This is a genomic window from Arthrobacter sp. TB 23 (assembly GCF_000294595.1).
Classification (GTDB): Bacteria; Actinomycetota; Actinomycetes; order Actinomycetales; family Micrococcaceae; genus Arthrobacter_D.
The window spans coordinates 1-10,816 of the sequence record NZ_ALPM01000108.1; the positions used below are offsets into that span (position 1 = coordinate 1).

Genomic DNA, 10,816 nt, shown 5'->3' on the forward strand with positions numbered 1-10,816 from the left:
CCTGCCGTAACGCCAGCTTCAGTGGCGACGCTCCGGAGAGAAGCCCGACGACGGCGCCCGTTCCCAGCAGCGCGAGTCCCACCAGAACGCAGGCGACGAGGACGGCCGTCATCCCGCTCAGCCCGAACAGGTACGGCAGGATGGGGATCAGGGCCCCCGAGGCGAAAAAGCAGAAGCTGGCACCCGCCGCGCCCAGGCCAGTGCCGATGTGTTCATGAGCGTCGCGGTCACCAGTGATTTCCGGCTGGAGGGACAGACTCGGATCACAGTCGCAGTCACGGAGCCCCAACCGTTCCGAGGCGCGATGCTCGGCCGCCTCCAGGGACATGCCGCGGGCGCGGTAGACCAGCACCAGTTCGTTGGCATCCATATCCAGTTCCTTGGCGGCGGTGAGCGTGATCTGGGTGGGCCGCGACGCTGCGAGCAGCTCCCGCTGCGACCGGACGGACACGTACTCGCCGGCACCCATGGACAGTGCTCCGGCGAGGAGGCCCGCGACGCCGCTGAACAACACAAACCCGGTGGAGACACCGGTTGCGCCGACACCCAGGACGAGGGCCAGGTTGCTGACCAGTCCGTCGTTAGCCCCGAACACTGCGGCCCTGAAGTTGCCCGATAGCCTGTTGCGGCCCCGGGTCGCAAGCCCCCGAATGACTTCCTCATGGATCTGTTCATCAGCAGCCATCGCGTCGGTGGCGGTGGGGTCCGCGGCGTAGGGGGACCTGCTTTCGGCACGCTGCGCCAGGGCCAGCACGAAGACGCTGCCAAACCGCCTGGCGAGGAAGCCCAGCACCAGGTTGCGGAACGAAGGCCGCGCAGGCTTGCCGGCGTCGGGCCCGAGGAGTGAGAGCCAGTGGGCCTCGTGTCTGCCTTCGGCCTTGGCCAGGGCGAGCAGAATTTCTTGTTCCTCGCCCTCGCGGCGGCTCGCCAGATAGCGGTAGGTGGCGGCTTCGGCGCGTTCGTCGGCCAGGTATTGGCGCCAGCGGCGAATATCTGCCGGGGCTGGCTGGTCTGACTGTGGTGTCACGTGGGATCTCCTGGTCTGTAGCGACCAGTGCCGTGACGGGGCTCCGGCCGTCGTTAAAGCGGCCGAAGGTCTCGCTCGCCGGTCTAGGTCACCGGTGGATTGCCGGGCCATCGTCTTCGATGGCCAGTATGTCGACAGGCCGCTGCGCCGAGCCCCGCTGGTGCGGGACGAACGCGGGAGCTACTCCCCTTCTCAGCGTCAATCTTAGCCCGAGGGCGCCTCATCAGACGACCACCGATGGAGGTAAGCCTCGCTAGGATGAAACCATGGCCAGCCCAGCAGATAAATCCCCCCGCCGTGGATCACTGACCCAGTGGCTGCTGCAGGGCGGAGCAGATCCCGATCCCCGGTTCACGCTGGCGAACGAGCGGACGTTCCTGGCCTGGATCCGGACGTCCCTGGCGTTGCTGGCTGGCGGCATAGCGATTGAAGCGTTCACCGCTGAGTTGTTCGATCCGGTCATCCGCAAAGCCCTGGCGATTCTCCTGTTGGTATTGGCCATGCTGCTTGCCGCCGGAGCGTGTGGGAGATGGTTGATCGTCGAGCGGGCCATGCGCCAAGGGCGGCCCTTACCCCTGTCGCTCCTCGCCCCGCTGCTCGCGCTCGGCGCAACGGTAGTGGCGGCGGTGGTCGTGGTCGTGATCTACAGCCGATCGGCCTGACAGGCTCCCGATGAACCGCGACCACCCCGTCGACACCGGCCTGCCGCCGGAACGCACCTCACTTGCCTGGGGGAGGACCCTGCTGGCGCTGGTGATCTGCGGTGTGCTCTTTGTGCGATGGCTGCCGGAGCACGGTTGGTTTGCGATGATCCTCACCGGCACCTCACTCGCTGCGGCGCTGGGAATCTACCTGAGCCAACGGCTCCGGTATCGCCGGAACCTCAAGGGGGTCAGGAGTGGTGTGTTGAAAGCAGATGTGACTGCGGTGCTCTGGACTACCGTGGTGGTGGTCGCGGTGGGTGCCGCTGGCATCTACGCTGTCCTGTTCCAGTCGCTGCATGAGTGAGGAAAAAAGCTGTCGGACAGTGAGCGACCGCCCGGCGAATCAGGATAGAGTTCAACAGGCCAAGACAGGAAGTAGACTGATGACTTTTGATTCAACTGCCCCATGGGTACAAAACTACGGCCCGGGTGTGCCCGCCGCCGTCGCCATCCCCGACGGCTCCCTCGTCAACCTCGTTGAGGAATCCGCACGTAACTACGGCAAGAAGGTCGCCCTTGAGTTCTTCGGAGCCGAGACGACCTACCGCCAGCTCGGTGAGGAGATCCAGCGCGCGGCCGAAGGCCTGCATCGGCTGGGTGTCGTAGCGGGAGACCGGGTGGCGCTGGTGCTGCCAAACTGTCCCCAGCATGTGGTGGCGTTCTATGCTGTCCTGCGGCTCGGCGCCATTGTCGTGGAGCATAACCCCCTCTACACCGACCGCGAGTTGCGGCACCAGTTCGAGGACCACGGCGCACGGCTGGCAATTGTTTGGGACAAGGCAGCGCAGCGGGTGCAGGATCTGCCCGCAGACGTCCACGTCACCACCATTGTGACCGTCGACCTGACGCGGGCCATGCCGTTCGCGAAACGGGCAGCGCTGAGGCTTCCCATCCGGAAGGCCAAGGACTCACGCAAGGCGTTGACCACCACCGCGAAGCTCTCCGGCAGTCGAAGCGTCACCCGGTGGGACGACCTGGTGAAAAACAAGCGGCTGGACGTAACCCATCCGGGGCCCGTGGCCACCGACATTGCGGTGCTGCAATACACCAGTGGCACCACCGGGCACCCCAAGGGGGCGGTGCTCACCCACCGGAACCTACTCGTCAATGCGGCGCAGGGACGGGCATGGGTGCCAGGCCTGGATGACGGGAAGGAAGTCATTTACGCCGTCCTGCCAATGTTCCACGCCTACGGGCTCACCCTCTGTCTGACGTTTGCCATGAGCATTGGGGCCCGGTTGGTCCTTTTCCCCAAGTTCGATGAAGACCTGGTGCTGGACGCGGCGAAAACCCACCCGCCCACCTTCCTGCCCGCTGTTCCACCGATCTATGAGCCTCTTGCGAAGCGCGCCGTGGAACGTGGGGTCAGTCTGAAGAGCATTCGCTTCGCGATCTCCGGCGCAATGAATCTGCCGCTGGCGACCATCGAGTTGTGGGAGTCGGTAACCGGTGGATACCTGGTGGAGGGGTACGGGCTCACCGAGACCTCGCCCATCTCGCTCGGCAATCCAATTGGCCCCACGCGTAAGCCCGGAACCGTTGGGGTGCCGTTCCCCAATACGGAAATCCGGGTCGTGGACCCCGAGGATGCCGGTAGTGAGCGTGCGCCCGGAGAGCCCGGCGAACTCCTCATCCGCGGACCGCAGGTGTTCCAGGGTTATTGGCGGAACGATGAGGACACGCGGGCTGTCCTGAGTTCCGACGGCTGGTTCAAGACCGGGGACATCGTCCGGGTCGATGCCGACTCCTATGTCACCATCGTGGACCGGATCAAAGAGATCATCGTCACCGGCGGGTTCAACGTCATGCCCACCGAGGTGGAGGAAGCGTTGCTCGACCATGACAGTGTCGCCGATGCGGCGGTGGTTGGCCTGCCGCTGGCGGGCGGGGGCGAAGAGGTGGTGGCCGCCGTCGTGATCCGCGAGGGACACCAGTTCAGCGGGGACGCGCTGAAAGCCTTCTGCCGGGGCTCCCTCGCCGCCTACAAGGTGCCGCGCCGTATTGTGGTGGTAGAAGAACTGCCGAGGTCACTCATCGGCAAGGTGCTGCGGCGCCGGGTTCGAGATCAACTAATTGCCGGCGACAGCTGAAATGCGCCACCCCAGTGAACAAGGAGACAGGGACTGTGTTTAACATTTTCAGGCGCACCAAGGAGGCACCGCGCGGGGAAGAACGCCGGGAGGAAACTGCCGACGTCGACACCCCAGAGCCGGTGGGGAGCCCCTGGCGCGACTCGCTGGGCCGCAGCAGCACGCGCGCAGCTCAGGTTCTGCTGATCCTGGTGCTGGCGGTCATCGTGATCTACGGCCTGATCCAGGTGCGCTTGGTAGTGATCCCACTGATCATTGCCCTGATTCTCGCGGCCGCCATCGGCCCGCTGGTGAACTGGTTGCGGCGTAAGGGGTGGCCCAGTGCGCTCGCCACCGCGTTCTCCTTCCTGCTCCTGCTTGGAGTATTGGGTGGTGTGATCACGGGCATCGTCTTCGCTGTCCAGAGCCAGCTCGACGAACTGGTCGACAACGCATCGCAGGGCTTCGACCAGATTTACGAATTCGTCCGCGATGGCCCGCTGCCCATCGATGAGCAGCAGATCTCCGACGCGCAGGAATGGCTGATCGACTTCGCCACCAGTGCCACAGCCGGAGCCGGTGCCGTATCGGGCATTACGGCAGCCGGCGAGTTCCTCACCGGGGCTGTGCTGATGGTGGTCATCCTGTTCTTCTTCCTCAAGGACGGCGACAGGATCTTCGCCTTTGTCCTGCGGCCCTTCAAGGGTGAGCGGCTGGTCAAGGCCCGCCGCGTGGGAATGCACGGACTGGAGACGCTCGGTGGGTATGTTCGGGGAACCGCGATTGTCGCTTCAGTTGACTCGGTGGTCATCGGCATCGCCCTGTTCATCCTGGGCATCCCACTGGCGCTCCCGCTCGCGGTCATTGTGTTTGTTGGTGCGTTCATTCCCCTGGTGGGTGCGACGGCGGCCGGAGCGCTCGCCGCTCTGGTGGCACTCGTGTCAGACGGGCCGACTACCGCACTGATCGTGATTGTCGTGGTGATTGCCGTGAACCAGATCGAGGGCAACTTCCTGCAGCCTGTGGTGATGGGCCGCTCCCTGAGCGTGCACGCCCTGGTCATCCTGGTGGCGTTGACCGCCGGCACCATCCTGGCCGGTATTATCGGCGCCATCCTGTCGGTGCCCATTGCGGCAGTCACCTGGAGTGCCATCAAGTCCTGGACCGGTGAAGAAGACGGACCAGTGACCCCCGCCGACATCAGGCAAGCCGAGATCGATACCAAGGCCGACGCCGTCGGCCGTGGCCGCAGCAGCAGGCCTGGCCGGAAGATCAAATCCTCGACAGCCAAGTCGTAGGCCTGGGCGCCCCGGCTCGCCCCCCGCGACACCCCCACCCCCGGATCGAGTCAACACCAATAACAGGTTTCCGGAAGGAAATCGGCTATGAGTGTTGACTCGATCCTTGGTGGGAGCGGCGGCTCTGCGTTGCGGGCTAGCGGGTGGTGGAGGTGACGGGTACTGCGACCTCGTCCTCAGCGGCGCCCGCCACGCGACGCTCCCAGGCGGCCATGACCGCCGGGTCGGTGCGCTTGGTGAGGAACGAAACGATCACAAACACCAGGGCCGAAGCGATGAGTCCGTAGTAGATCGGTTCGTTGGCGTAGATACCGTCGTACTGGTTCTCGGCGTTGACCTCAAGGTAGATCATGGTGCCGAGGGTGAAGACCGTGCCGGCAGCCATCGAAGCCGCTGCTGCGACGCCGGTGGCCCGCTTCCAGACCAGTCCACCGATGATGGAGACCAGCAGGCCGCCAACCAGGATGGCGTAGGCAATGGTGAGAGCTGCGACCACGTCCTGGACGATGACCGCCAGCGCGATGGCGACCAGGCCCAGACCCAGCACCCACCAGCGGTTGGCGGTGACATCGTGCTCGGGGTTCTCGGCCTCGTCCTCGGTGGTGGTGTCGATGCTGCTCTGGCCGCCACGGCCAAACCAGCTGCTGACGAATGGCACGACGTCGGCACGGGCCACTGTCGCAGCGGCGATCAGTGAACCGGATGCCGTAGACATCATGGCGGCGACGGCAGCCGCCAGCACCAGTCCGCCGATGCCGATCGGCAGGACGTTGATGGCAATATCCGCGTACACGTCGTCCTGGGACTCGATGTTGGGGAGGATCACGCTGGCCGACATGCCGATGATCGCGCCGGCGACGCCGTAGAGGATGCAGTAGACGCCTGCCGTCACTCCACCCCACCGGGCCACGGTGGGTGTCCGGGCAGTGAAGACGCGCTGCCAGATGTCCTGCCCGATGAGCAGGCCCAGGGTGTACACCACAAAGTAGGTGATGATGCTCTGCAGGCCGATGCCGGTGATGCTGAAGAACTCGGCTCCGGCACGCTCGGAGATGCCGTCGAAACCGCCGGCGTTGATCAGGGCGAAGGGCAGCATCAGGGCAAACACGCCGATGGTTTTGATGATGAACTGCGCCATGTCGGCCAGGGTGATGGACCACATGCCGCCGATTGTCGAGTAGATCAGCACGATCGCACCGCCGACGGCGATCGAGGCTGCGCGGTCCCACCCGAACAACACCACAAAGATGGTGGCGTAGGTGCCAGTAGAAGTAGCGCAGAGCATCAGGGTGTAGGCCAGCATGACGATGCCTGAGGCCTTGGTGGCCTCGGCGCCATAGCGCAGGGTGAGCATTTGGGAGACCGTGTAGATCTTCAGCTTCTGCAGGGTTGGGGCAAAGAGGAGGCTGAGCAGCAGCACCCCAACCCCGATGGCGACGACGAGCCACATGCCCGAGATGCCGTAGGTGTAACCGAGGCCGACGCCACCGACTGTCGAGGCGCCGCCCAGTACTACCGCCGCCATGGTGCCGGTGTACAGAAGTGGGCCGAGGCGCCGGCCGGCGACAAGGTAGTCGCTCGTGTTCTTGGTGCGGGACTTGCCCCACCAGCCGAACGCCAGCATGCCTACGAGGTAGACCACCACGATCGCAATATTGATGAATTCCATGGTGCTCCTGATTGTGGGGGTTTCGGTTAGAAAACTTATGTTTCGCTATAGGCTAGTTGTGACCTTGCTAACAGGTCAAGTGTGTGATCAGGGCGGTCCTCGGGGAATCCTCGGTATGCTCATAGTCGATGTCCGCCCGGGTGATTGTCCTGCGCAGAGAGATGGTAGCCAGTGAAGGCCCTGCCCGTAGAACCCAGCAACGCCCCGGTAGCCATCGGGTCTCGAATCCGTGCTGCCCGGCAATCCCAGCGGATGACCATTGAACAGGTTGCGGCTGCCACGGGGCTGACCAAAGGGTTCCTGAGCCGCGTGGAGCGGGACCTGACGTCACCGTCGGTCGCCTCTCTGGTGACGCTCTGCCAGGTCCTTTCCATCTCGATCGGTGACCTCTTCCTGGTGCCGGAGACCCACCTGACCCGTCTGGCGGAGGCTCCGCGGATCAGCCTCGGTGGTGAAGGCATTAACGAACGCCTGGTGACGGCCCGCTCCGAGCGGCGGCTCCAGATGATCCGCGCGGTCATCGAGCCTCATGGGCGAGGCGAGAGCGAACTGTATTCGGTTGACTGCGAGGTGGAGACGCTGCACGTTGTTGCCGGCAGATTTGTCCTGATCTTCTCGAATGACCGGTATGAACTGGAGGCCGGGGACACCGTCACGTTCCCCGGCCGTGAACCCCACACCTGGTTCAATCCCACCGATCTGGAAGCGATTGTTCTCTGGACCCTGGTCCCCGCGGCTTCCGGCGGATAATACCCGGACCGCAGGCCCGGAGGACCGGTGATGTGGGCGCAATTTACGGATCCTTTAAGGGGGAGCTGTCACCCTGTTTCGGCGGCTTCAGTGTTGACCGAGACGGGCATCACAATTAGCCTTATGAAAAACAGTTGATGCTTATATGGCAACTTCTGTTTCCCCAACCCGGAGGTACCCATGGAACAGCCGCGCGTCACGGCCAATGGAAACATTGGCCCCATCGATTCCTCACGGATTCCCCGTTATGCCGGCGCCGCGACTTTTGCCCGGCTGCCGCGACTCGACGAGGTGGACCGGGCCGACATCGCCGTCGTCGGTGTCCCCTTCGACTCGGGGGTGTCCTACCGGCCGGGGGCCAGGTTCGGGTCCAACCACGTCCGCGAATCCTCGCGCCTGCTCCGCCCCTACAACCCGGCCCTGGACATTTCTCCGTTCGAGCGGGTGCAGGTGGCCGACGCCGGCGACATGGCGGTTAATCCCTTCAATATCAACGAGGCGATCGAAACCATCCAGCAGAATGCGCTCGATCTGACCGCCGACGGCACCAAGCTGGTCACGCTGGGTGGCGACCACACCATTGCGCTGCCCTTGCTGCGGGCTGCCTCCGAACGCGCCGGCGCACCCGTGGCGATGCTGCACTTCGATGCGCACCTCGACACCTGGGACACCTATTTCGGCGCCGAGTACACCCACGGCACACCCTTCCGGCGCGCGGTAGAGGAGGGCATCCTCGACACCGAGGCCATCTCCCACGTGGGCACCCGCGGCCCGCTCTACGGGGTGAAGGATCTCGAGGACGACCGTCGGTTCGGGTTCGGGATTGTCACCTCCTCCGACGTGTTCCGACAGGGTGTCGACGAGGTGATTGCCAAGCTGAGGGACCGGATCGGCAACCGCCCGCTGTACATCTCCATCGACATCGACGTGCTGGACCCGGCGCACGCCCCCGGGACGGGGACACCCGAGGCGGGTGGCATCACCAGCCGTGAGCTGCTGGAAATCCTCCGCGGGATGCGCGGCATGAACCTGATCGGGGCCGACGTCGTCGAGGTCGCCCCCGCATACGACCATGCGGAGATCACCGGCGTCGCGGCATCGCACGTCGCCTACGACCTGGTGTCCCTGATGGCGGACCAGGCCACTACCAACACCACGGCGGAGGAACGCTAAATGGTCACCAGTGACAGTGTTGCAACAGCACCGCCGGCACCCCTGACAGGTGAGCGCAACGGTGGGGACCTCGTCGTCGAGACCCTCAGCGCCCTCGGAGCGACCACCGTTTTCGGCATTCCCGGCCAGCACGCGTTGGGTTTGTTTGACGCGCTGTCCCGGTCGGAGCTGCGTTTCGTCTCCTCGCGGGTGGAGAACAACTCGGCATTCGCCGCCGACGGGTTCTCCCGCGCCACCGGGCAAGTGGGAGTGCTGTTCCTGTCGACCGGGCCGGGCGCGCTGACCGCGCTTGCAGGCCTGCAGGAGGCCTACGCCACCGGCGTACCAATGGTGGTCATCGCCAGCCAGATCCCGCTGGAGGGTCTGGGCGCCCGGCGGAAGGGCATGCTGCACCAGCTCGACGACCAGAAGGCCTCGGCGGCGAACGTCACCAAGAGCCAGCGGCTGATCCAGCACGCCTCGGGCATCCCCTCAGCCATTCAGGACGCCTGGACCGAAGCCGTTTCCTCACCGCAGGGGCCGGTCTGGATCGAGGTGCCGCAAAATGTGCTGCTCGACCCGGTGATGGTGCCGCAGGTCGAGGACGCGCTCGCGGAGCCCTTCGACAACCCGCCCCGGGTGGAGCTGGTCCGCGAGGCAGTGAAGTGGCTGACGGAATCCAAGCGTCCGGCCATCGTGGCTGGCGGCGGAACCCGTCGTGGCAACGCCGAACCGTGGCTGCTGTCCATCGCCGAGAAGCTCGGCGCCCCCGTGCTGTGCTCGCCCGGCGGGAACGGCGCGTTCCCGTGGGAGCATGAGCTGTCACTGCAGGCGTGGGTGGAGGACCGCTACGTTACCGAGGTTCTTGAGGATGCCGATGTGGTGCTGGTGGTCGGATCCTCGCTCGGTGAGGTGACCAGCAACTACTTCACGCTCGAACCGCGGGGGCGCATCATCCAGATCGACGCCGAACCCCGGGTACTCGAATCCAACCGGCCAGCCCTGGGCATCCGTGCCGATGCCGGCCAGGCGCTCGCTGCCCTCGATGAGGCGCTGCCCGCGCTGGACCGTGACCGCACCGCCGGGTACGACGCCGTCACGCTGGTCGCCGAAACCCTCGCCAAGGTGCAGGGACGGCTGGATGCGCAGGACCTCGCACTGGAACGCAAGTTCATGGCGGACATCCGCGCCGCCGCGCCGGCCGGACTGCAGACCTACTGGGATATGACCATCGCCGCCTACTGGGCGTGGAGTTGCTGGGACGCCAAGGATGGGCAGTTCCATTCGGCTCAGGGCGCTGGCGGGCTGGGGTACGGTTTCCCCGGCGCGATCGGTGGCGCCGTCGGGCTCGGGGAACGTGTCCTGGCGGTCTCCGGTGACGGATCGTCGATGTATTCGATTGCCGAACTGGCCACCGCCAAGCAGCACAACCTGCCGGTCACGTGGCTGATTGTCGACGACGGCGGTTACGGCATTCTGCGCGAGTACATGGAGGGCGCGTTCGGGAAGGCCACCGCCACCGAGCTGACCCGGCCGGACTTCGTGAAGCTCGCCGAAGCCTTCGGTGTGCCGGCGGTCAAGGTGGCCCCGGGCGACGTGCGGCAGGCGCTGGAGGACAGTTTCGCCGCGGAGGGGCCCAACGTCGTCGTGGTCGAAACCCTGCTCCGCCTGTTCGCCCCCACCCACCTGTAGTCCGGTAACGGGGGAACCCGGGGAGGTGTCACTGCATGGTGAAGGTGCGGGCAATAGTGTCGTGGACGGCCGGCACCGCGTTGCACCGGCCCAGGAGGGTATTCCGGGCCGCCAGCACCGGCCGCGGCAGGGGGCGCCCGAGCGCCATGTTCAGGTGAGCCTGGCGTGCAGCCGTCACAGCAGCCCGACGGCGTCGCTGGTCAAACGCCGACAGGTCGCGGCCGACGTCGCGACCGTCAACCAGTGACGCCGTGATGATCGGGACCAGCTCGGTGGCATCGAGCCACCCGAGGTTCATCCCCTGCCCGCCGATCGGGCTCACCTGGTGGGCCGCGTCCCCAATCAGCACGGTCCGCCCGGACACGAGCCGCTGGGCCAGCCGCCGGTGCACGTCGAACGCGCTCAGCATCGAGATGCTGTCCACGTCCACCCGCACGCCGGTGCGGGCAAGAATC

Annotated in this window: 10 protein-coding genes; 7 read left to right on the forward strand and 3 right to left on the reverse strand. The window is 65.4% G+C overall.

The window, feature by feature from the left end; genetic code table 11:
- Nucleotides 1–1,027 (reverse strand): VIT1/CCC1 transporter family protein (locus tag B384_RS19130; RefSeq protein ID WP_019483858.1); only part of this gene is annotated, 1,027 nt, incomplete at its 3' end.
- A gap of 266 nt (nucleotides 1,028–1,293) precedes the next feature.
- Here B384_RS19130 and B384_RS0114675 point away from each other — a divergent pair.
- From B384_RS0114675 to B384_RS0114690, 4 genes are all read left to right on the forward strand, one after another.
- Nucleotides 1,294–1,689, forward strand: coding sequence for a YidH family protein (locus tag B384_RS0114675; RefSeq protein ID WP_019483859.1), 396 nt, complete (start codon nucleotides 1,294–1,296; stop codon nucleotides 1,687–1,689).
- Nucleotides 1,690–1,699: 10 nt separating this feature from the next.
- Complete coding sequence (locus B384_RS0114680; protein WP_019483860.1) at nucleotides 1,700–2,035, forward strand: DUF202 domain-containing protein; 336 nt, start codon at nucleotides 1,700–1,702, stop codon at nucleotides 2,033–2,035.
- Nucleotides 2,036–2,114: 79 nt separating this feature from the next.
- A complete protein-coding gene (locus tag B384_RS0114685; protein WP_019483861.1) occupies nucleotides 2,115–3,821 on the forward strand; it encodes a long-chain-fatty-acid--CoA ligase in 1,707 nt (568 codons plus the stop codon).
- A gap of 35 nt (nucleotides 3,822–3,856) precedes the next feature.
- Complete coding sequence (locus B384_RS0114690) at nucleotides 3,857–5,098, forward strand: AI-2E family transporter (RefSeq protein WP_019483862.1); 1,242 nt, start codon at nucleotides 3,857–3,859, stop codon at nucleotides 5,096–5,098.
- A gap of 136 nt (nucleotides 5,099–5,234) precedes the next feature.
- Here B384_RS0114690 and B384_RS0114695 read toward each other — a convergent pair whose 3' ends face one another.
- Complete coding sequence (locus B384_RS0114695) at nucleotides 5,235–6,767, reverse strand: sodium:solute symporter (protein ID WP_019483863.1); 1,533 nt, start codon at nucleotides 6,765–6,767, stop codon at nucleotides 5,235–5,237.
- A gap of 171 nt (nucleotides 6,768–6,938) precedes the next feature.
- Here B384_RS0114695 and B384_RS0114700 point away from each other — a divergent pair, with 171 nt between their 5' ends.
- The 3 genes from B384_RS0114700 to B384_RS0114710 all read left to right on the forward strand — a co-directional run bounded on the left by B384_RS0114700 (nucleotide 6,939) and on the right by B384_RS0114710 (nucleotide 10,361).
- Nucleotides 6,939–7,517: a helix-turn-helix domain-containing protein gene (locus B384_RS0114700; protein ID WP_019483864.1), complete on the forward strand. Its 579-nt coding sequence runs from the start codon at nucleotides 6,939–6,941 to the stop codon at nucleotides 7,515–7,517.
- Nucleotides 7,518–7,697: 180 nt separating this feature from the next.
- Nucleotides 7,698–8,690: an agmatinase gene (speB, locus tag B384_RS19135; RefSeq protein ID WP_019483865.1), complete on the forward strand. Its 993-nt coding sequence runs from the start codon at nucleotides 7,698–7,700 to the stop codon at nucleotides 8,688–8,690.
- Nucleotides 8,691–10,361, forward strand: a complete 1,671-nt coding sequence (locus B384_RS0114710) for a thiamine pyrophosphate-binding protein (protein WP_019483866.1) — start codon at nucleotides 8,691–8,693, stop codon at nucleotides 10,359–10,361.
- A 28-nt stretch (nucleotides 10,362–10,389) separates the two neighbouring features.
- Here the strand turns inward: B384_RS0114710 and B384_RS21310 are convergent, their stop codons facing one another.
- Nucleotides 10,390–10,785: an FAD-dependent oxidoreductase gene (locus B384_RS21310; RefSeq protein ID WP_272942579.1), complete on the reverse strand. Its 396-nt coding sequence runs from the start codon at nucleotides 10,783–10,785 to the stop codon at nucleotides 10,390–10,392.
- Nucleotides 10,786–10,816 lie beyond the last annotated feature (31 nt).